Source organism: Bullifex sp. (assembly GCF_034103065.1).
In the GTDB taxonomy this organism is placed as follows: Bacteria; Spirochaetota; Spirochaetia; order Sphaerochaetales; family Sphaerochaetaceae; genus Bullifex.
In genome coordinates, this window is the sequence record NZ_JAXEGN010000056.1 from 1 (window position 1) to 23,196 (window position 23,196).

Consider the following 23,196-nt stretch of genomic DNA (forward strand, 5'->3'; position numbering starts at 1 on the left):
ATTCTATTATATAGACCACCGTGGTTATTAATTAGCTTATCAGACATCCAAGCTGTAGCACTACCACAAACAACTAGCATTAAATTCTTCCTAGAACAAACCCAAGTATTCCAAAAGCCTTCAAATGCTGTAATAAAACCAGATTTAGGAGTATCAAGCCAAGGCAATTCATCAATAAAAATTAATTGTCTACTTCCATCATCTTTACTTTGCAAAAAAAGTTCTAGCATTAAGAAAGCATCTAGCCAATTTTCAGGGCACTTTGATCTAGGCATACCATGTAAAAGTAATGAATTATAAAAATGTTTTAACTGTTTTTTTAGAGGACTTTCATCTCCTGACTCAATAGGAGATAATCCTGTATGTCGAAAGGTAATCTTTTCTCCAAATACATCATTAATAAGATAAGTCTTTCCTACTCTGCATCTTCCATAAACTGCGACAAATTGAGCCTTATTACTTTCATATAATCTTTTTAATAAAGCTATTTCTTTCTTTCGACCTATCATAACTTAAACCTATTATAATCAGCCATTTTTTATAATATTATTCATTATTTAGCTGATTATCAAGGAATTATATGCTTATAGAAAGCTAATCATCAAATATTAGATAAAAGAGAATTACTCGGCAATGATTGTTTATTTATTATATCTAATTGTCAAGTCAAAAAGTAGCTTTCATCCCTCACGCAAGCGTGTAGGTTTTTCACTGTAAATTTATAACACTATTCTTTGATGAAATTAGATAAGTAAGATAAATTTATATGTGGCAATTACTTATATAAGTAATTACCACAAATTATAATTCTTATTTAATTATTGCAATTGGTTCAATTGCCATTTCTTTTGCAATATCATTTACCATATCGAGGTTTTCAAGAAGAACTTCAACTATTCCACTTTTCTCAGAAGCGGCAAACTTATTTGCCTCAATTTCACCTGGCATTAATATACCATTTGAATATTTAGCCTTCTTTGAAGATTTTAGTTCATTAATTCTTGCATCAACATCACTAAAGTACTTTTCTTCATCATTAAATGCAGAAATATCCATTGCAATCATCATAATAGAAGGACCATCAGCAGAGTCCTTAGCTCTATCACCTGTTCCACCACCAAAGAGAACACCTGCCAAGATATCAACCATTACAGCCATCCCCCAACCTTTATAGCCAGCCATTGGAGGAATTGTATAGTAATCCTTCATGCTTGTTGTTGGAACACCTTCTCTATCGAGGCCCCAACCTTCTGGGATTTCAGTTGCACCTTGTCTCTTCATGTTAGAAACCTTACCATTTGCAACAACTGTCATTGCCATATCTAGTACAGGAGATACTTCATTTCTTGCAGGAGCTGCAACACTAATAGGGTTATTACCAATTACCTTTTCACATCCACCCCAAGGAGCCATTGTTGAGTCACCAGTACCAAGAGCAGTACCGATCATACCAGCTCTTTGAGCCATTTGAGCATAGTATGCTAAAGCACCAAAGTGGTTTGCACCCTTTACACAAACAACGCCAATGCCATGCTCTTTTGCCTTCTTTATTGCTTCCTCCATAGACCTATATCCTAAGATTTGTCCACTAGAGTGGTTACCATCCCAAACTGCTACAACACCATTATCTTTTAAGACATTGATGTTCATATTAGGTCTCATTTTGCCTTCTCTAATGAGCTTTACATATCTTGCAGTACATAAAATACCATGTGAGTGAACACCTCTTTGGTCAGCTTCAACTAGCATTTGGGCAATAATTGTAGCTTCATCTTTATTTACACCAACATTCATAAAGATTTTTGTAATTTTATCTTTTGCTTCTTGAACATTAATATTAACCATAACTAACTCTCCTATTATCTTTCTATTTTTATACTTCTTCCCTTGCTATGTTGAATTGCATTGACAATTGAAACTGCAGCAAGAGCTGTATGACAATCTGAAATAAAGGGGGTTTTATTAATAAGTGATTTATAAAATTCATCAATTAATAATCCATGACTTACACCCCACTCGGACTTTTCGCCTGTTAAAACCTCTGCTGGATGGAAAATCGTTTCACCAGACTCTTCCACAATTGTTAATCCTGACTGTCTTACAGTCATTACAGCATGCTCAAGGCGTAACTCTACATCACAAACCTTTGAGCCAAGGTAGCAATTTGAGCAAAATGCAACGATATCAGCACCACACTTAAGGTGCATTAAAGCCATTGCACTATCCTCAACTTCGTAATCATTACTATCACGAAGTTTTCCATCAAAGCCCGCTAAAGATTCTACACCACCTGTTAGGTAGTCAACTAAATCAAGGGTGTGGATAGATTGGTTAATGATACATCCACCACCTTCACCACTATACTTTCCTCTCCATGGAGACTCGCTATAGTACTTTCCATTTCTATACCAAGTAACTAAAGCCATTCCACTTAAGATTTTTCCATACTTACCGCTTTCTAAGATTTCTTTTGCTTCTACTGTTGCTTTATTTAAACGGTTTTGAAAGCAAACCCCTAAAAGTTTTCCACTTTCTTCACTTTTTTTAATCATGGCTTTTGCTTCATTTACAGTAATAGCAAGAGGCTTTTCACAAAAGACATTAATTCCATGGTCAAGCAAATCCATTACAATTTGAGGATGGGTGTTGTGAGGTGTAATAACATGAACACAATCAAGATTCTTATCAAAAAGCTCTCTATAATCAGTAAGTGGGATTCCTCCATAATTATCAGAAAAGGCCTTTGCCTTTTCAATATCGATATCAACACAATACTCTAAGTGAGTATATTCACTATTTTTCAAGGCTTTTCCATGGTTCTTTGATACAGCTCCACAGCCAATTACAGCACTCCTAAGCATTTAATTCTCCTTCAAAGCAGATTCCTTATACTGTCCAGGTGTAATTCCTTCTACGCTTTTAAAGACACGAAGGAAGGTTCTTAAACTTCCAAAGCCACACTCTGAAACTACATCTCCTACCATTTTCCCCTCTAAAAGTAGCTCTTTAGCTCGGTCTATACGGTAGCTTGTAATGTACTCAGAAATATTAATTGTGTGGTACTTTTTAAATATTCTTGATAGATAAGCAATTGAGATATCAAAATTATCGGCAATTGAGGAAACATTCATCATTGCATTAGGATAGTTTTCACGAATATAAACTAATACCTTTTTATAAATTTGATATGTCTCAGATGACTCATCTGTATAAGATTCACTAATTGCTTTAATGCTATAGCAGATAGTATCTATTATCTCCTCAACTCCAGAGAGAGATTTTTGGAAGTGTTGAGATTGCAAAATAGGAGGAAAGTTAATATCTGGAATTACCTCTCTATATTGGTTATCTAAGCTATTTATTGTTCTAATAATTGTTCCACTCATACTGAAAAGTAAGAAGCGAAGAGTCTTTGGAGAAACTCCATTTTCTCTATTACGCTCAATTACCTTATTCATAACGGCCTTAGCCTTTTCTCCATCTCCTTCCTTTAAGGCCTTTTGAAGCATCATATTTTCCTCTAAAGTGAATTGATATGTGCTCTGCTTAGTAGTATTTAAAAGTTCTTGATAAGATAAAAATGGAATATCATGGTCTTTTTGATATTCGTGAACACTAATAGCTTCTAAATAGCTTTCACGAATAGAATTTAACCCCTTATGTAGAAGTGAAACTGATAAACTCTCTAAAACATCATCATTTTGAATTTTTTCATAAACTGAAAGAAAAAACTCTTCATCTTCCCTTAAGGTATTAATAATGTATGCTCCCCCATATTCCGATTGAATCGGAATAACCAGGGTGTCACTGCTTACTCTACTTAAGTATTCAAATGCATCGCCATTTAAACAATTTGCTATAACAACACAAAAAGAATCAGATAAAAGCTCAAATCCAAGGGCTAATAGTGTTTCCTTTGTAACAGTTACATCACCATCAATTAGCTTACTAAAGGCACTTTCTACAAGTGTTCTCTTTTGTTTTATTATTACACTATTTAATTCTTCACTTTGTGCTCTTAAATTCGATACACTAGAGACAAATGGAGCGTAATCACTTGCACTTAGTGGAATTTTCTCTAAATCTACTCCTGACTCAGCAGCGGCAGCTTCATAGTGTATCCAATCTTTTCTAACACTTCTAAAAACAAAGATAGCTCCTAAGGCAGCTGCAAATAACAATACCAATGCGATTACCTCAATTAATAGGTAGTAATCATGGAAGTAGTTATTTTTGTCCATTAGGACGATACACTTTAAGCTTAAGATTAATTCATCAGCAACAGAAACAATTGAAGAGTCTATAGTTTCTGTTGAGCCCAAACTTAACTTAGAAAAACGAGGATCAGGAAGGCCAACTTCATATTTTCCTGAAAGGCTATAAACTAAAGAATCCATTCTTTCGCTATAGATAATTACATCATGATAAGAATCAATTACAGAAGAAAAAAGATCCTTTTTAGAAATCCTTACACCCATACAAAGGTTATTAGGATTAAATGAGTGGATATACGATACTGGAAGGAGTATCAATACCTCACTATCAGAGAGGTCGTATACATATACATCCCATATTTCACCTCTCATTATTTGATTAATTTTTTCTTGCTCAAGTGGAAGAAATTCCATAAGAGCCATTTCACTTATATTGCCCCATGATTGATCTGCAATGTACCAATCATTAATAGGGCTAAATAAAAATAGTTTATTTAAACTTGTATTAGTTTGCTCAAGACGACGAATATCAGATGCATGGTAAGAAAGGTTAAGCATCGATACTTTATCTAAGCTTTCTAAACTTAGTAGGGCTTTAAAGTCCGAATCTACAATTATTTCTGCCTTAATTTCATTGATTCTTGTTAATACATCACGGAATGTTTTTTGAACATACGATGAAGTAATAGAATTGGAATATGTTATTGCAGAAGCATTAAAATAAAGCGTAATAAGTGCAAAAACTAATACTACAAGTAGAGGTATAAGAGTAGATAGCAAATAAGATAGTGCCCATCTAGTCACTGTCTTTCTTTTAAAGCTATGTGTTTTTTTTCTCATACCCCTATTCTCTCACAAAATTATTAACAACAAAAAGAGCCACCGCACTTTTCTTTTAACAGCGCTTCATACTTATCTGCATCGATTGGTAAATCGACCCAACCACCACCAGTCCAAGAAGAAAGGAAGATAGCATTAATAATCTCTAAGCTTTTAATACCATCACTACCTGGAGCAAGGAGAGGTGTTCCCTTTTGTATTGCATCACAGAAGTTTTTAATAATTCCACAGTGTGAGGTATAAGTACCTTTAACAGGAATTTCACACTTCCAAATTTCAGGGTGTCCAATTTCACCCTTAAATCTTTTCTGGAAATCATCTGTATCTTCTCTACAGCGCCAGAAGGTAATTGAATCGTTTTCAATTACAAGCTTTCCGCGAGTTCCTGAGATTTCTAAACGGTTTGTACCTGGCTCATCAGCAATAGTGGTAATGTATGTTCCAATGTGTCCATCAGGATATTCCATCAAAGCATAGACATCATCTTCAACTTCAATATTTCTATACTTACCATAGTAAACATCAGCCTTTACTCTACATGGCATACCACAAATCCACTGCCAAAGGTCTAAGTTGTGTGGGTTCTGGTTCATTAATAATCCACCACCTTCACCCTTCCAAGTAGCACGCCAAGTTGAGTTATCATAGTAAGATTGTGGTCTAAACCAAGATGAAATTAACCAGTGACAGTGCAAGATTCTTCCAATCTCACCACTTTGGACAAGGTCTCTAGCCTTTTGATAAAGAGGATTAGTTCTTTGGTTAAACATTACTCCAAATACTTTACCAGAGGATGCTGCAACCTCATTCATCTTTTTAACTGCATTTGTATATACACCTGCTGGCTTTTCACAAAGATAATTTAAACCATGTTCAAGCGCATAAATACCATATACTGGGTGGTAATAGTGAGGACATGTAGGAATAACAGCATCTACTAAACCTGAATCCATTAAAGATTCTGCACTATCAAAATAGCTTACTTTATCACCTGCTAAGGCTTTAGCCTTCTCAAGTTTTTTAGGATCTATATCAGCAATAGCAGTTAAAACTGCATTATCAACCTTATTTGCAAGTAGTGCAGTTGAGTGCTGAGTTCCCATATGCCCAAAACCAATGATACCTATTCTAACCTTTTCCATAAAATTACCTTCTTTTATACATAAGATCTCAAGACGCTAAGAGCTTTAAGTGAATCAGCTTTCCAATCGTCACTCTTACCCTCTATAGACATTCGATTATCGTATCCAGCCTTCTTAAGGTATGTGAAAAAATCTTCTACCTCTTCACATTTATAAGTTGGATAAACTCTACCTTCCTTAAGTGCAATATGAGTATGCATTAGTGGTGAACATGTAATAATACGAGACATATCCTCACCTTCTGCTCTCATATGATATGCATCTGCAAGAAGTCCTACATTATCTAAATTTACACACGCTTGTAGTGCCGCACCTTCACAGAGGGAGTTAATTAAATTAGTTTCGTTTCTATTAAGTGGTTCAATTGCAATTGAAATTCCATGGTCTGCTGCAATTTTTCCAATTAATTTAGTTACACTAACAAGCGCTTTAAAGCTCTCCTGCCAGCTTTGATTTTCAGGAACTACACGACTTTTACCTGAGCCAAAAACAACAAGCTTAGAGCCAAGTTTATCCATGCGAGCAAAGGCAACATTAAGGTAACTAATTAACTCTTCTTTGCTATATTTATCGCCAATTACTACCATTGATTTTGGAAGCAGTAAGCATGCTGTTTCCATCTTTATTGAAGATGTAGAAAATAAATCTAAAACACTATCAAACTCAGCTTGAGGATAAAGTGCAAATTGATTTAATTTTCCTTCAATGTAATCAAAACCTAAAGATTCAACTTCCTTAACGTTTTTAATATCTGTGCAAAGTCCAAATCTCATAGCTTTTCAACTCCTTCTCTTGTAATAACCCACTCATTGTTTTCTATTTTTAATACAACCTTCTCACTTTCAATTTTTACAGTCGCATCATTACCTTTCTCTTTAATGATAGTAGCAGCCATAAAAGGAGCCTTTCCGCCATAAGCCATAGTTACCTGTCCAATTGGTTCTTTAACAGGGTATCCATAGCTAATCCAACCACCCTTTGGATCTTCACTTCCACAAAGTAAATAGGAGTTAAAGTCAACATTGGAGGTAAAATCTACAGTGAAATCAACATTATTCTTTGACTTATAATCAACATGCTTACCATCTAAGACAACATTTGTTGTGTTAAAGTTATACATAAGTCTAAAATCATGATTTTCATTTGCAGGTCCATCTACATAGTCAATTAATACCGCAACAGAGTTTGGAGCAAGAATTAGCTTTCTTCTATGAAATACTGGGTCTTGAAGATATGCATAACCATTATGTGATAAATCAACAATTTTTAAGCCCTCTTTATTTCCAAAGTAGTGGCAAAGACAGCGTACATTTCTTCTTCTATCTACACCTTTAATCTCGCCCATTTCATGGTTATCGACATAGAGGGTATTGTGTGCTAAAGCTGAGCAGAAATAAGCTCTCCAATCCTTCCAAATTGAGGAGCGATAAATATAACGACCTGAATCTACTAAGATATCTTCACCCTTCAGTGTTATCTCCGCATGCATACAGTCGTTATGGCTATGTGTAGATCTTTCACCTAATTCAAGTTGTGTTGAGTGGGTACAGAGGTAATCAGCATTAGAGTCCCAACCAGTACGAAGAACATAAATTCCTTCTTCACTAAATTTAAAATCTTTCTCCTTTGGCTGTGAGCCTTGCTCTCTTAATGAAGCAAAATATTTAAACTCTTGGTCCCCAAATAGCTCATACATTTGATTCATATAAGCTCTTAATTCATTTAAATCCTTTGGATAGAAAGAAAGGTTCATACCTTCATAAATTGAGGTATCAGCTCTTCTAGTTGTTAAATCATCACGGTCTGCATCTCCAATCATTGGAGTTGAAAGATCTGGTTTAATTAAAGAACAAATGTAGAGTGCACTTCTTCTAATTACCTCCCAAGCATAGTCAGGAACATAAATATTATTTAAGCGGCACATAACTAAAGCTTGAGTAAAAGCAATGGATGCAACCATATGGTAAATTGGAGTTTTCTCCATATGTATTCCATTATCGCTAAAGCAGAATCTTACCTCATGCATTACTCTTGAATAAGCAGTATTAAACCACTCTTTAGACTCTTTAAACTCAGGAAACATTATTGCAATTTGTAATAGTGCACTTGTTTCCATACTTAACCAGTTAGAAGATCTATCATGGTTAGAGTAGTGGCCCATCAAGAAGAGTGCATGGTCTCTTAGTCCTAGTAAGAAGCAAGCTAAATCCTCACTATTCCACACACTTGAATGCCTAAAGATTTCGAATACAGGAAGCCAGGTAGTATAAACACGAATACCAGTTTCGATTGTTCTCCAAGCAGTACCAGGGAATGGTTGTTTTGGTACAAATGTAAAGTCATTTAAGAATTCATCTGCAGGCCATGCTTCTCTAAAAGAGTGCATTTGAGATAAGAATTCTTTTGTATATTTTTCATCCTTTGTAAGAGCATATGCTCTTGCAAGTGGTTGCCAATAAATTGTACGGAAAAGAGACCAACTCCATTCGTTATCACGACTTGTCTCAACTGTTGGATTAAACATCCAGTCGATAGGACCATTAAACTTATAGCCAAAGATATCATGCTCCATTACTTTTTCAGCATCATCTAATATTTTATCATCGACTAAGCATTCTGCATCCTTTAGAGAGAAAAGATATTTAGGATTTTCTCTATTTCTATAATATTCAACAATCTTTTCTCCAGTTACATCACCCATCTTTTTTAAATTAGGATTATCCATATCTAAAAGTGGGATAAGTTTTTCCATATAATTCATTGTAAACCCCAAATTAGTTAATTTTATTACAGATAGGACAGCCTATAAAGACTGTCCTAAATGGTTGTTTTTTATCTTGTTTACTTAGCCATATATGCGTTGTAAGCCTTCTGATAAATAGCTACAGCGTCTTCTAAGCCAAATACCTTTAATTGATCCTGGTATTCCTTGAAAGTCTTTTCATTAAGTTCAAGAGCACCAGTGATGAACTTTGTTTCCATCTCTTCAGCAAATGTATTTACTTTGTTGATGATAGAAGCAGCCTTAGTACCATCCTCTGATGAGATTGTTACAGGAGGAAGCATGTACTTGCCGTAATCTGTCTGAGCCCACATTGAAAGTGCTGCAGCTTGTTCAGCTGTATCGTAGTACTGTTCGAGGTATCTTGGATCCTGGATCATAGCACCGTTTACAGAACATCTCATGTACTTAGACATTACATCATCTTTATTCTGGTTAACAAAATCTGTGTATGTTGGGTATCCATTTACCATTTCGTATGTAACACCTTCGATACCGAAGTTAGCAAGCATGTGACCTTCTTCACCATAAGCATAGTCAAGAAGTCTAGCAGCAGCTTCAACATTCTTACAACTTGTTGTGATTGCAGCTGCAGAAGAAGCTGAAGTATCAAATACAGTGTTCATCTTAGCAAACTTAGAGTTTGTACCAGCAACCTTTGTTAATGGTTTAGCTGAAGAAATTTCAACATCTGGTCCCATTGACTTAACTGCTGATGCAATTAATGAACCTGGGTTGTAACCAATTGCAATCTTTCCACTTAAGAACATAGAGTTCATACCGTTCTTATTAACAGACATATAGTCGTTATCTAAGAGACCTTCAGCATAGATCTTTCTGAGGAATGAGAGGTAATCATATCTATTAGCTTCAAGATAACCATGCTTTACAACACCGTTTTCTACATACCAGCTATCCCAAGAGTCAAATGCTGGAGCAAATACTCTATTGATGTGGTCTGGGCGAACAGACATTGGGATATCAACAAGGCCAGAAGCTTTAATTGCAACTAATACTTTGTAAAGCTCATCTGCTGTTTCAGGTGTCTTATCAAAGCCAAGAGCCTTTAAGATATCCATTCTGTAGATAATACCTTCTGAGAATAATAGACCATTGTTGTTATAGTCATAACCTCTGAAGAATGGGAAGCAGTAGTATGTGCCATCATCTGTAGAACACTCTTTAGCAATGTCTGGGTGCTCATTGAGGTACTTTGTGATATTTGGACAGTATTTTTCAAATACATCGTTAAGTGGGATGATAAATCCATCATCGATAGCACTCTGAGGACCACCAACATATGATGCCCACTTATATTCTACGATATCAGGAAGATCACTTGATACTTGAAGAATTGAGAACTGTTCACTTAAAATCTTGTTTTCAGCAGATACGTTTGTAAATTCGATTTCTGTGTTAGTTCTCTTCATTACTTCCTGCCAATATGGAAGCTCAGAAAAGTCATTAACATTCTTAATCTTTGTACTCATTGGTGCCCAGTAAGTAAGCTTAGCTGGAGCATCAGAAGACTTTGAAGATTCCTGTGCGCCTTGAGCGAATACAGGAAGTACTACCATCATGATAGTAAGTGCGATAAGCAATGCTTTTTTCATATTTTATCTCCTTTTGGGTTTACCAAATAAATTAATATTCAAGTTTTATTGACCAAGATGAGTAAGCATCTTGTAAATCTTTTCCAAGTCCAGGGATTGTGTAATAGACACTATCCTTATCATCCTTTTTTGAGATTGCTAAGTTAGATAGATCTCTTACACCTCTCTCTTGTGCAAGTAAAACAGCATTAGTGTGTTCTCGTGCTGTTTTAAGTGTACAAACTGGAACCCTTTTTTCTTCTATAGCTCGAATAGCTTCCCAAAGCTTTTCAAGTCTTTCACCTTTATTTAATTTGGTGTAATCAATTACTTTTCCATCCTTTAAATGCCCGATAAAGCCTTTATCGGTCTCCTCGATGTAACCTGAATCAAATTCATATACACTGAAAGGACCAACCTTTACTTCATCAACTGCATGGGATGCGTAGTAATAAAGCTCTACACCATCAACAGTTTTGAACTTTAATATTGCAGTATCACAGTTGGTAATATTAGGTCTTACTCTTATTAGTTCTCCTTCACAGGAAATAGATGTAGTACTCTCATCCATTGTATGGCCAAGTAAAAAGACCATGTTTTGGTACTGGTGGGCGCAAGCATTTGTAAATGGAGAATCAAAGACCTTTTCTCCATGACAAAGAAGAGCACCTGCCCAATTAGATCTTGAGTAGTAAATATCATTTCTTCTCATTAGGCGAATAGTTTTAAATCTTTTAGGCTTTCCATATAAGCCAAGAAGAATATCCTTCTTCATTTGTAAAACATCATATGAGAAGCATAATTGATAACCTACAGCAACAAAGAGTCCGGTTTCCTTACTCTTTTTTTCCATTTCATCAAATTGCTTAAGATCAAAGCATACTGGCTTTTCTGTTAAAACATTGCTGTTATTGTTTAATGCAAGCATGATGTATGGATAGTGAGTATGAATTGGAGAAGAGATGATTGTTAAATCAGCACTTGATGATGAAAAGAATTCCTCAGGAGAGTTGAAAATAGGAATTCCTCTCCCCTTTACCTCTTCATAAAGTGGACTTTTACTTGCAAATGGATCTGCAACACCAACTAATACAGAACCAAGTACATCTCTTGTTAGGTATTCCTTGATATAGTTTTCACCATATCCTCCCATACCACAAAGTAAAACCTTTATTGCCACCTTATTTCTCCTCGAAAGCAGACTTTAAGATATTTGCTGCATCAACCTCTAATGCCTTAGTAGGACATACCTGGAAGCAGTAACCACAACCAATACAGTTATCTGTCTTTTGTGCCTTTTTGCCATCAAGCTTAATACCCTTGTACCAGCAAACATCTTCACAACGTCCACAGCCAATACACTTTTCGCTATCGACCTTTCTTACTCTATAAGCCTCACCAAGCTTATTTTGTCTTTCCTTTGCAAAGCTATCGGACATGTTAAAAAGCTTTAAGGCCTCCCCTTTAAGCTCCTTAACTGAGCTATATCCATTTTGATCCATCCAATCAGAACACTGCTTCATTAAGCGAGCACACTGTTTAATTCCACCAGAGCAAGCAAGAGCACCAAGCTGTACCATTTCAGAGCCTGCCATAATGTATCTAAGTGCTTGGTCGTATGAGAAAACACCACCACCTGCATACATTGGAATTTCAATTCCTCTATTTCTTGCATCGGCAATTTCAAAACAAACAATAGGGTTTGCTTGAGTTCCACCATATCCAGCACCTGGACGAGGTTGAGTTGTCTTCCAATCAAGATCAAAGTAGAAAGCCTTCCATCTTGCAGTTGGACCAACTGCATCTGCACCAGCAGCAACTGCATGACGAATTGAAGTTAAGCAGTCAACATCCTCTACTGCTAACTTTACCATTACTGGAGTTCCAGGAACGGCTGCCTTAATCATCTTGGTACAACTCTCTACCAACTGGTAGTAGTTGAATTGACGATCAGAGGCAGTCGCAACTCCTGGGGTGTTGAAGTGAAGTTCAACGGCATCGGCACCAGCGTTTACAACTTCTTTTGCTTCAGTAATCCAGCGTTTTTTCCAATCAGGATATTTTTCAATATCGTGATAGTGTCCAACAGAAGCCCAAAGCTTAGTCTCTGGATACATATCACGTCTTGCTCTTTTTACTTCTTCGCAATACTCATCTAAGGATGCAATTTTATCAGGGCACTGAGTTCCTACAGCATGAGAATGGAATGCAGGCTGACCTTTTACAACAGCATCAAAACCTGGATAGAAAAATCCACCACCACCCATGCCGTGACCAAAGTTACGCATTGTTATTGCACCTGGTTTACAAGCACTACTTTTTATAACATTATCAGCACCTCTAGTTGCCGGACTTGATGCAATTACAAATGGATTGATCATGTCGAAGCAATCTAAATGCATGTCAGCCATATTCAAACTCCTTTCTGCAATAAGTCTTTTAGTATTGCAGCATCTTTATAAAATTGTTCTTCGCTGTCATTAAGGACAAACTCTAAAAGCGCATAATATTTTTTATCGCTATCAAGGATGGAAAAATAACTTTTCCACATATCAATGCCTTCTTCAAAAGGTCTTCTACCACTCTCATCCCAGTAATAAACATGTAAATAAGAAAGGTAAGGTAAAATCTGTTTAAGCCCAGTTTTCCTTTCTTCAAAGGTTAATGCCTGTGTTGGTTGCCATAGGGTACGTAATGACTCATTATTAACCCTCTTTAATACATCAAGGCCAGATTCATTTTCATCTGTTAATGTATTTTTGTGCCACTCAAGATTTAAAACAATGTCATACCTACGTGCTATATTAACAGCATCAACCAACTCAGCAATTAAGCTCTCCCTCTCCTCTCTACTCAAAGCAGAGGAAGGCTTACTTCCTGCCCAAATGCGAACATTATTTGTTCCTAAGGCTTTAGCAGTTTCAAGTGATGGAATGATGTCCATATTCTCACCAAGGCGATAGTAGGAGCCATATCCAGCTATCTCAAGACCATATTCTTTTGTTAATAAGGCAGTTGCTTTAGCACACTCGATATCACCTTTAGCGATGTGATGGTTTTCACTCCACTCGATTGCAGCAAGCCCTGCTTGCTTTGCAATCTCTAAAACTTCTTTAATTGATTTAGTTTTAAATGTGACACTAACAATTCCTGGCAAAATCATAGTATTAACCCTTTACTGCACCTACCATAACGCCCTTAACAAAGTATTTCTGAAGCAGTGGATAAATGAGGAGGATAGGAAGTGTTGCCACAACAATAGTTGCATATTTTACTGAATCAGATGATAAAGCAAGGGCTTCAAGCGAACCTGAGGACATTGTTGAAGTATCATCCTGAACAAGGATTGTTCTTAAGATGAGCTGTAATGGATACATACTCTTCTTTCTTAAATAGATCATAGCAGGGAACCATGAATTCCAGTGAGATACAGCATAGTAAAGAGTAATAACTGCAATAGATGCTTTGGTTACAGGAACCATGATATAAGTAAGAATTGTTACATGGCCTGCACCATCAATCATTGCTGACTCAGGAAGAGACTCTGGTACTGCTGCCATAGCTGTACGAAGTACTACTAGGTTAAAGGTATTTATCGCACTAGGTAGGATAAGTGCCCATCGGCTACCTACTAAGCCTAATTTATCAACAATGATATAGGTTGGAATTGTTCCACCTTGGAAATACATTGTGAAGACAATCATAAGTGTAAAGAACTTAATTAGCATTGGTCCTTTTCTAGAGAGAACGTATGCAGAGACAATTGTTAAAAGTAAGTTTATTGAAGTTCCAACAACTACAACAAAGATTGTATTCATGTAACCTGTTAAAATACTCTTATCCTGGAATACCATCTGGTAGCTATAGAGTGAGAACTTTATAGGATGCCAATATATTCCAGAGTGCTTCATTACTTCAAATGGGTCAGAAAAAGAAGCAAATACGATACTCATAAGAGGAATAATTACAGCAAGTGATAATAGTATTGTCACAACAACTACAAATGCATGGAAAACTTGTTCGCCAACAGTATATTTAACTTTCATTATCTTTTCCCCCTATTACCAAAGTCCGGAGCCTGTTAATTTATTCGATATCTTATTTGTGGTCCAAACAAGAATGAAGCTGACAATAGAATTGAACATACCTACAGCTGCTGCATATGAGTAGTTAAGGTTCAAGAGACCTTCTCTATATACGTAGGAGTTAATTACATCAGCAACCTCATAGGTCATTGGGTTATACATCAAGATAATCTTTTCATAGCCTACATTGAACATCTTACCAACTTGTAAAATGAGCATGATGATGATTGTAGGTAAAAGTGATGGAAGTGTAATTGACCATAACTGTCTTAATTTTCCAGCGCCATCGATTCTAGCAGCCTCATAGAGCTGTGCATCAATAGACAGTAAAGCAGCTAAGTAAACAATGGAGTTCCAACCAATGTTTTGCCAAATACCAGAGATGATATAAATAGGTAGGAAGTACTTTGTTTCATTAAGCATTGTTACTGGTTCAAAACCAAACTTTGCTAAGAACTGTGTAATAGCACCATTTCTTGCTGTTAAATCCATAACTATAGAGGTTACTACTACAATTGAAACAAAGTGAGGAATATATGTAATTGTCTGAACAGCTTTTGAATATGTCTTAGATCTTAGCTCACTAATAAAGATTGCAAGGATTATTGGACATGGGAAGCTGAAGATAAGGTTTGTTACACTAATTCTAATTGTGTTCATCAATGTTCTCTTAAAATAGTAATCATTGATGAAGTTTTTAAAGTGTGTAAGTCCTACAAATGGTGATTTGAAAAAGCCAAGACGTGGCTTATAGTTTTCAAATGCGATAATCAAACCAAACATTGAACCATATTGGAAAACAATGTAATAAATCAAAATTGGGACAAATAGTAAGTAAAGAGATTTGTATTTACTCCAGTCCTTTTTTAGTTTTAATCCAAGTGGAATATCCTTTGATGGATCAGCAATTTGTTGTTTCTTTTTCATCAGTTACCAACCTTTATGAAGATAGTATGCAACAAGGTTTTTGATAACAAAATTGACAAAAAATATACTTTAAGTGTCAATTTTTTACTTTATAAAAAGCTATTTTTTATATCAAATATATGATTAATTCTTTATTTTGTAATAAAATGATAAAAACAATAATTAAAAATGACTTAAATAAAAATAATGACAGAAAAACTTAACAGGTGTTTTTCTTGATTTCAAGTGCAATAATCAAAGTATGTTTACAAATCCAATAATTCCAGGCTTTGCTCCTGACCCTTCAATTACATATTATGGTGGTAAATTCTACCTTGTAACATCAACTTTTGAGTACTTTCCAGGCGTTAGTCTCTGGTCAAGTGATGACCTAGTTAACTGGCACTCTCATGGTGCAGTATTAACAAGAACTAGTCAGCTAAACTTGGAAAAGGCTAATAATAGTTCGGGTCTATATGCCGCATCAATACGTGTAAATTCTAATGGACGTTTTTACATGGTAACTACAAATAAATACACCCATGAAAACTTCATTTGCCACACAGATGACATTAATAACAAATGGTCTGAAACACACTTTATTTCCTCTGATGGAATAGATCCATCCCTACTCTTTCTTCCTGATGGAAGGTGTTTCTACACCTCAAATGGTAGTGTTGATGGAGTACGATGTATCAAGGGAGCTTTTATTAATCCAGATACAGGAGAGCTTTTAGAGGACTTTAAAAATCTTACTAAAGGATGTGGTGGCTCATCACCAGAAGGTCCACACCTATACTTTATTGACGACTATTACTACTTAATGCTTGCAGAGGGTGGTACAGGATATGGGCACCATGAGGTAATACTAAGGTCAAAAAATATCTATGGCCCATATGAAGCAAATCCAAATAATCCTATTTTATCCCATGTTTCAAGAAAGGGACATACCATTCAAGCAACTGGACATGCAGACTTAATAAAGCTTGATAATGATGAATGGTATGCAGTCTTCTTAGCAATTAGGACAAAGCCAAGGCCTCTACTTCACCATCTAGGCCGTGAAACCTTCTTATCTAAAGTAAATTGGAAGGATGGTTGGCCAATAATTGGGGATAATGGAAAAGTTGAAATCATAAATGATTATGGTCCAAACCAAGAGGACAATAGTGATTACTCAGTATTATTCTCAGAACCTTTAGAAAACTATCCTTATTTAAAGGTAAGAGTTCCTAAGCCTGAATGCTATCTTTTAAATAAAGAGGATAGAACTTTAACACTAATGGGAGAAGAGAATATCAATACTCCTCTAGGACACCCTACCTTACTTGCTTTTAGGCAAAGGGGTTTTCATGAACTAATGAAGGTAAAAATAAATCCTAAGAGTATAGAAGCAAGAGCAGGAATTGCTTCTTATCTTAGTAGTGATTACCACTATCGCTTAGAAGCTAAGTGCGTTGAAAATAATGTAGAGGTTTCATTAATTAGACACCTACATGACTTTGAAGCAATAACAGAGAAAATAGTATTACCAATTTTAGAAAACCTTAGCTTAATGATTAAATCAGATGATGAGTTTTACTACTTCTATGCTAATGATGAATTCGTAGGTAAAGCAAGTGTATACGGCCTTGCATCAGAAGGAACAATGTATAACACCTTTACGGGAGCTCTCTTTGCTGCTTACGCAGAAGGTGGAAGAGCAGTTTTTCTCGATAAAATTGAAATGAAAAGTATTAAATAAAAAGGAAGAAAGATAGATGAAGAAGACAGCAATTATTACAGGAGCTAGCAGAGGAATTGGTTATGCTATTGCTCGTCAATTAGGAAAAGATGGCTTTAATGTTGTTTTAGTTGCAACAGGTAGTGCAGAAAAGAACAAAGAGGCTATCGAAAAACTCGAAAAAGAAGGTATTACTGTTTTTTACATTCAGGCAGATGTATCAAAAAGCGAGGATAGATTAAAAATAGTTGAGCAAACTGTATCTCACTTTAACAGAATAGATGTATTAGTCAACAATGCAGGTGTTGCACCTCTTGTAAGAGCTGATCTACTTGAAATGAGTGAGGAGTCCTTTGATAGAGTAATTAATATAAATACAAAGTCTAATATGTTCTTAACTCAAGCCGTTAGTAAGCAGATGATAAAACAAGAACCAATTGAAAACAGAAAGGGTGTAATCGTTAATATTTCATCTTGCTCATCTGTTGTCTCTTCAACAAGTAGAGGTGAATACTGTGTTTCAAAGGCTGGAATTTCAATGCTCACTACTCTATATGCAGATCGTTTAGCAAGTGAAGGTATTTTAGTTCATGAGGTTAGACCAGGTGTAATTGCAACTGACATGACATCAAAAGTTCAAGAAAAATACGATAAGTTAATCTCTGATGGTTTATTCCCTATTGCACGTTGGGGAAAACCTGAGGATGTTGCTAATGCTGTTAGTGCGCTTGTTTCTGATAAGTTTTTATATACAACTGGCAACTACATCGACGTCGATGGTGGTTTCCACATTAAAAGGCTTTAAAAATGAATTATAATGATTACACATTCCAAATAAAAAAAGTTAACACTCTTATAGTTGGAACCGGAGCTGCTGGTTACAATGCAGCCTGCAAGCTTAAAAAACTTGGCCAAGATGATATTTTATTAATTAGTGAAAATAGAGTTGGTGGTACAAGTAGAAACACAGGAAGTGATAAGCAAACATACTATAAATTAACTCTAAGTGGTGATACCCCTGATAGTATTTACGAAATGGCAAATACCCTCTTTGAAGGTAAAGCTGTCGATGGTGATATCGCACTATGTGAAGCCGCATTAAGTGCTCCAAGCTTCTTACGTTTAGTTGAATTAGGTCTTCCCTTCCCTGTTAATCGCTATGGAGAATATGTAGGCTATAAAACGGACCATGACCCAAGAAATAGAGCAACATCTATAGGTCCTTATACATCAAGGGAGATGACTAGAGCACTAGAAGAGGAAGCAAAAATGCTTCAAATCCCATTTATAGACCATCTTCAAGTAATAAAAATCCTATCTGATAAGAAGAGGAGCTATGGTGTTATTTGTCTTAATACAAATGAAAGGGACATTAAGTCTTCATTTGTTGTAATTGAGGCTGAAAACATTATTTATGCAACTGGAGGACCAGCTGCAATTTATAAAAATAGTGTATATCCAGTTAGCCAAAAGGGAGCAAGTGGAATAGCTTTTGAAGCAGGTGTTAAAGGTAGAAATTTAACTGAATGGCAATTTGGACTTGCCTCCGTTAATCCTCGCTGGAATGTATCTGGAACATATATGCAAGCACTCCCAAGATTCATTTCAACTAATGAAGATGGGTCTGATGAGAAAGAATTCCTAAATGATTTCTTCACATCTTCAGGTGATATGCTATCAAAGGTATTCTTAAAGGGCTATCAATGGCCATTTGATGTAAGAAAGGTTGATGGTGGAAGCTCAATAATCGATATCCTTGTTTACCTAGAAACCTGTAAAGGAAGAAAGGTCTTCCTTGACTTTACTAAAGATCCACTAGATGGCAACTTTGATTTCAATTCTTTATCGAAGGAAGCTTATTCATACCTTGAAAAGGCTGGTGCCTTAGTTAAAAAGCCAATTGAAAGACTAAGGATTATGAATAGCCCTGCAATATCATTTTATAAGGATAAAGGTGTTGATCTAACAAAAGAACCTCTACAAATCTCACTATGTGCTCAGCACAATAATGGTGGACTTGATATAAATTGTTGGTGGGAGAGTAATTTAAAGCACTTCTTTGTCGTCGGGGAAGCTGCAGGTAGCCATGGAGTTTATCGTCCAGGAGGATCTGCACTAAATGCAGGACAAGTTGGTTCTACTAGAGCTGCAACATATATTTCAAAAAAATATAATAGTTTTACCTTTGACGATAATAGTTTTGAAAAGGTTCTATATTCCTCTCTTGATGATGTAATTAGCCTCTCTAAAAACACATTAAAAGATGAGGAAAATGTTTTAAAAATTAAAGATGAAATTACAACAAAGATGAGTGAAAGTGGTGGAGCAATTCGAGATAAAGCTAAAATTACTTCTCTTCTTGATGAAATTAATGCTTTACTTAATAACTTTGAAAAAGAAGTTTGCTACTCAGAGCCTCAAGCATTAAAGTATGTATTTACTCTTAAGGATATAATTATTTCCCAAAAGTGTTACTTAGAAAGTATGCTTAACTACACAAATGAAAAAGGTAAAAGTAGAGGAAGTGCTCTCTATACAGATTTAGAGGAAGGAAGTAAACCTTACCCTTCTCTTTCTGACACCTTTACCTTCTCACTTGATGATGGAAGTAAAGATTCTTTAATACAAGAAATGTTGTTTGAGAATAACAAATGTACATTCAATTGGCGCCGTGTTAGACCTATTCCAGAAAATGATGATTTCTTTGAAAACACCTGGAGAGGCTATAGAGAAAATGGAAATATAGAATAAAAAAGGAATATAAAATGGCAAAACATGAGAAATTTCACTACAAATCATTAGATGAAGTATTAGCCAAATGTAGAGAGCTTGATATCACCCTACCATTTAGTGACGATACTTCTATTCTAGCGACAAAGCTAAAGATAAGAAATATTACTCTACCAAACAGACTTGGCTCTGCTCCTATGGAAGGTGCTGACTCAACACTCGATGGAAGTCCTTCTGAAATGACCTATAGGCGCTATGAGAAGATTGCAGAAGGTGGCGCTGCTATTATGTGGTTTGAAGCTATTTCTGTTGTTCCGGAAGGAAGATCTTCAAAGACTCAGCTCCTTATCACAAAGGATAATGTTGATGAATATAAAAAGTTTACAGCCAAAATTAAGGAAGCAGGATTAAAGAAAAATGGTTATGCACCATATTTAGTATTACAAGCAAACCACTCTGGAAGGTACTCAAACCCAGATAATAAGCCAGCTCCTTTAATTGCATATCGTCATCCATACCTAGAGCAATTTAGAGCCGCTGATGATAGCTGTATTGTCTCAGATGATTATTTAAAGCAAACAGAAGAAAACTTTGGGGAAGGTGCTCGTCTTGCAAAGCTTGCTGGCTTTGATGCAGTCGATATTAAATCTTGTCATGGCTATCTATTTCAGGAAGTAGCTTCTGCTTATTATCGTCCAGGACTATATGGTGGCTCATATGAAAACAGAACAAGACTCTTAAAGAACTCAATAAAAGCAGCACAAGTATATGAAGATGATTCTTTTATGGTTACCTCCCGAGTTGGTATTTATGATGGCTACCCTGAGTATGCAGGTTTTGGTCAAAAAACAGATGGTTCAATGCTTCAAGACCTAACAGAACCAATTCGCTTAATTAAAGAGCTTAAAGAGATGGGTGTTGATATGGTAGACCTTACAATGGGTAACCCATATACCACAACTCACGTTACTAGACCTTTTGATATGGGGAAATACCCACCAGAGGAGCATCCATTTGAAGGCTTAGCTAGAATGATTAACTCTATTGGAGAAGTAAAAAGAAGTGTTCCTGGAATGGTTATCTTTGCCTCTGCTCCAACATATCTTAGGGAATACTCTGATCTTTACTCAGCTGGTGCTGTTAAAAATAATCTTTCTGATGGAATGTTATTTGGTAGAATGCAATTTGCAGACCCTGATTTTGCTAATGAAATAAAGAGTGGTAGAATTGATAAAAATAGAGTTTGCTTGACCTGTGGAAAGTGTGGTGACCTTATTAGATCACATAAACCAACAGGATGTGTTATTCGTGATAACAAAACCTTCATGCCTTATTACAAGGAATTCTTAGAAGAAAAGAAAAATCTTCCAGCAAACTTTAGAGGTTAATAATAAAATCCTTTTAGTGATGATTTGGTCCAACCTAGCAGTTGGACCTTTATTATACTTTCCATTGTCGAGTTCTCAATTAAAATCAAATATGCAAAACTTGCTAGGAACAAAGTGGTAAGTCTTATTTTTTTTCAGACATACTGATTTATCACCAGAAACTACTAATCAGAATATTTCTACAATTCACTTATTCAAATTACTGATAGTATGTGGAAACGCAAACTCCTAAATCACAACCTTCGCCTTAAAAAGAAAAGAATATAGTAGTGTGTTTTCAAACTATTTAATCTGCTTTTAAAATACCTTTAAATCAATATAGAAATATTTGTTTAATCCAATATTGGTATTTTTATTTTCTTATTAATTATTTTTTTAAGGGAATGGGCAATCCCGGTTGGCTTTATATAATCTAAAATAGGATGATAAAAACCTTATTATATAGTTTAAGACTATCCACCTTGAAACATTCAAATTAGTTAAAATAAATAGCTAAATCTTAATCACCTCTAATCGAAAAGAAGCAATTATTCATGTATTATCCTTGCTGGAGGAATTTGATGAAATTCATAAACTTAGAACTCTATTTATTAATTATTAACCTTCTAGGCTTTGTAGTAGGTGCTATAAACTCTAAGGTTAGATCAAAGAAGCCTGAAGGAAAGAGTGATATAGCAATTGCTATTTTATCTTTATTAGGTGGTTCTATTGGTTCTTTAATTTCAGTAATTATTTTCGATAGAAAAGCAGAAAAAGGTAATATGCTATCACGTGTAATTATGGCTTGTATGGTAGTAATTCAATTAATTATCTACTTAATAGTTAAAGGCTTTATCGCAAACCCTTTAACATTTGCTTTCTACCAAATCCTTATTGATTACCCTCTTTCTTTAGTTTATTTAACATTAATAAACATTATTACTTTCTTATTCTACTTAAAGGATAAAAAGGCTGCTGAAAAAGGAAAAGATAGAGTAAAAATAGTTACACTTCTTGGGCTTGCTTTCTTTGGAGGTTCTATCGGTGCACTAACAGGAATGTATGCATTAAGACACAAGACTAATAAGAATTACTTTACTATTGGTGTTCCTCTAATGGTAATTATGCAACTATTTGTACTCTTTTATCTTTCAAACCTTAGTTTTTAAATAAATAAATTCTTGCAGAGGGGTATTAAACTCCTCTGTTAATTCACCTTCTATAAATCCCATACTCTTATAAAATGATCTAGCTGCGACACCTTCACTAACACCTTCACGATAAGTTGTTACTGTGATATCACGAGAAGGATCAAATTCATTTAAAGCTAAAGAAAACATATTTTCAGCAATATGATTTCTTCTGTAATCTGGATCTACAGCTAAGAAACAAAGCATATTTACTTCTTTAGAAAATAATAAAGCCCCGACTATTTTATTATCTTCTATAGCACAAATTGCTTCATTTCTACTAATGAATTCTAAAGTAGTATTTCTATACTCTGTTAAATCAAGGCCTGGAAATAAATCTTTAACTTTATCAACAAGACTCATCCAACTATCAATATCATTAGCTGTAGCAAAATAAATATTCATCAAATTAATCCTTCTTTATTAATTATATCCCAAGCTTCATCATCGATAATTTCATCTTTAAATAGCTTCCTTTTATCGTCTTCGGTAATTGCTCTCAATACTTTACATGGATTACCTGCTGCAATAGTCCAGCTTGGAACATCTTTAGTAACAACACAACCTGCTCCAATTACAACATTACTACCAATATTAACACCAGGACATATTACTACACTTCCTC

19 protein-coding genes and 1 pseudogene are annotated in these 23,196 nt (G+C 35.3%); 5 read left to right on the forward strand and 15 right to left on the reverse strand.

Features of this window, described 5'->3' with window-relative positions:
* The 13 genes from SOY52_RS02280 to SOY52_RS02340 all read right to left on the reverse strand — a co-directional run.
* Window positions 1–509: AAA family ATPase (locus SOY52_RS02280; RefSeq protein ID WP_320847366.1), on the reverse strand; the 509-nt coding region annotated here is incomplete at its 3' end.
* A gap of 301 nt (window positions 510–810) precedes the next feature.
* Window positions 811–1,845 (reverse strand): Ldh family oxidoreductase, encoded by a 1,035-nt coding sequence (locus tag SOY52_RS02285; protein ID WP_320847367.1) that lies wholly within the window; start codon window positions 1,843–1,845, stop codon window positions 811–813.
* Window positions 1,846–1,859: 14 nt separating this feature from the next.
* Window positions 1,860–2,861 (reverse strand): Gfo/Idh/MocA family oxidoreductase, encoded by a 1,002-nt coding sequence (locus SOY52_RS02290; RefSeq protein ID WP_320847368.1) that lies wholly within the window; start codon window positions 2,859–2,861, stop codon window positions 1,860–1,862.
* Complete coding sequence (locus tag SOY52_RS02295; protein ID WP_320847369.1) at window positions 2,862–5,054, reverse strand: helix-turn-helix transcriptional regulator; 2,193 nt, start codon at window positions 5,052–5,054, stop codon at window positions 2,862–2,864.
* Between the two features lie 23 nt (window positions 5,055–5,077).
* Window positions 5,078–6,196, reverse strand: coding sequence for a Gfo/Idh/MocA family oxidoreductase (locus SOY52_RS02300; protein WP_320847370.1), 1,119 nt, complete (start codon window positions 6,194–6,196; stop codon window positions 5,078–5,080).
* 14 nt (window positions 6,197–6,210) lie between these two features.
* The gene (locus tag SOY52_RS02305; RefSeq protein WP_320847371.1) at window positions 6,211–6,969 is read right to left on the reverse strand and encodes a sugar phosphate isomerase/epimerase family protein; all 759 of its coding nucleotides are present in this window, start codon (window positions 6,967–6,969) and stop codon (window positions 6,211–6,213) included.
* Window positions 6,966–8,948, reverse strand: a complete 1,983-nt coding sequence (locus SOY52_RS02310) for a heparinase II/III family protein (RefSeq protein ID WP_320847372.1) — start codon at window positions 8,946–8,948, stop codon at window positions 6,966–6,968. The genes SOY52_RS02305 and SOY52_RS02310 overlap by 4 nt, the downstream gene beginning before the upstream one ends.
* A gap of 89 nt (window positions 8,949–9,037) precedes the next feature.
* A complete protein-coding gene (locus tag SOY52_RS02315; protein ID WP_320847373.1) occupies window positions 9,038–10,591 on the reverse strand; it encodes an extracellular solute-binding protein in 1,554 nt (517 codons plus the stop codon).
* A gap of 31 nt (window positions 10,592–10,622) precedes the next feature.
* Window positions 10,623–11,750: a Gfo/Idh/MocA family protein gene (locus tag SOY52_RS02320; RefSeq protein ID WP_320847374.1), complete on the reverse strand. Its 1,128-nt coding sequence runs from the start codon at window positions 11,748–11,750 to the stop codon at window positions 10,623–10,625.
* Between the two features lies 1 nt (window position 11,751).
* Window positions 11,752–12,981: a 4Fe-4S dicluster domain-containing protein gene (locus SOY52_RS02325; RefSeq protein ID WP_320847375.1), complete on the reverse strand. Its 1,230-nt coding sequence runs from the start codon at window positions 12,979–12,981 to the stop codon at window positions 11,752–11,754.
* Between the two features lie 2 nt (window positions 12,982–12,983).
* Complete coding sequence (locus SOY52_RS02330) at window positions 12,984–13,733, reverse strand: sugar phosphate isomerase/epimerase family protein (RefSeq protein ID WP_320847376.1); 750 nt, start codon at window positions 13,731–13,733, stop codon at window positions 12,984–12,986.
* 4 nt (window positions 13,734–13,737) lie between these two features.
* On the reverse strand, window positions 13,738–14,616 hold the full coding sequence (locus SOY52_RS02335; RefSeq protein WP_320847377.1) for a carbohydrate ABC transporter permease: 879 nt from the start codon (window positions 14,614–14,616) through the stop codon (window positions 13,738–13,740).
* A gap of 15 nt (window positions 14,617–14,631) precedes the next feature.
* Entirely contained in the window at window positions 14,632–15,582 is a 951-nt protein-coding gene (locus SOY52_RS02340) for an ABC transporter permease (RefSeq protein ID WP_320847378.1), read from the reverse strand.
* Between the two features lie 241 nt (window positions 15,583–15,823).
* Between SOY52_RS02340 and SOY52_RS02345 the strand changes: the two genes are divergently transcribed.
* From SOY52_RS02345 to SOY52_RS02365, 5 genes are all read left to right on the forward strand, one after another.
* Window positions 15,824–17,305: a glycoside hydrolase family 43 protein gene (locus SOY52_RS02345; protein WP_320847379.1), complete on the forward strand. Its 1,482-nt coding sequence runs from the start codon at window positions 15,824–15,826 to the stop codon at window positions 17,303–17,305.
* Between the two features lie 16 nt (window positions 17,306–17,321).
* Window positions 17,322–18,089 carry a 3-ketoacyl-ACP reductase gene (locus SOY52_RS02350; RefSeq protein ID WP_320847380.1) on the forward strand — a complete coding sequence of 256 codons (768 nt, stop codon included), beginning with the start codon at window positions 17,322–17,324 and terminating at the stop codon, window positions 18,087–18,089.
* 2 nt (window positions 18,090–18,091) lie between these two features.
* The gene (locus tag SOY52_RS02355) at window positions 18,092–20,035 is read left to right on the forward strand and encodes an FAD-binding protein (RefSeq protein ID WP_320847381.1); all 1,944 of its coding nucleotides are present in this window, start codon (window positions 18,092–18,094) and stop codon (window positions 20,033–20,035) included.
* A gap of 14 nt (window positions 20,036–20,049) precedes the next feature.
* Window positions 20,050–21,402 (forward strand): hypothetical protein, encoded by a 1,353-nt coding sequence (locus SOY52_RS02360; RefSeq protein ID WP_320847382.1) that lies wholly within the window; start codon window positions 20,050–20,052, stop codon window positions 21,400–21,402.
* A 560-nt stretch (window positions 21,403–21,962) separates the two neighbouring features.
* Window positions 21,963–22,550, forward strand: coding sequence for a DUF1294 domain-containing protein (locus tag SOY52_RS02365; RefSeq protein WP_320847383.1), 588 nt, complete (start codon window positions 21,963–21,965; stop codon window positions 22,548–22,550).
* Here SOY52_RS02365 and SOY52_RS02370 read toward each other — a convergent pair.
* Together SOY52_RS02370 and SOY52_RS02375 are read right to left on the reverse strand one after the other, a co-directional pair.
* A complete protein-coding gene (locus SOY52_RS02370) occupies window positions 22,533–22,976 on the reverse strand; it encodes a GNAT family N-acetyltransferase (protein ID WP_320847384.1) in 444 nt (147 codons plus the stop codon). The genes SOY52_RS02365 and SOY52_RS02370 overlap by 18 nt on opposite strands.
* Window positions 22,976–23,196, reverse strand: a pseudogene (locus SOY52_RS02375) (hypothetical protein); the annotation flags it as partial. The gene SOY52_RS02370 and the pseudogene SOY52_RS02375, both read right to left, overlap by 1 nt.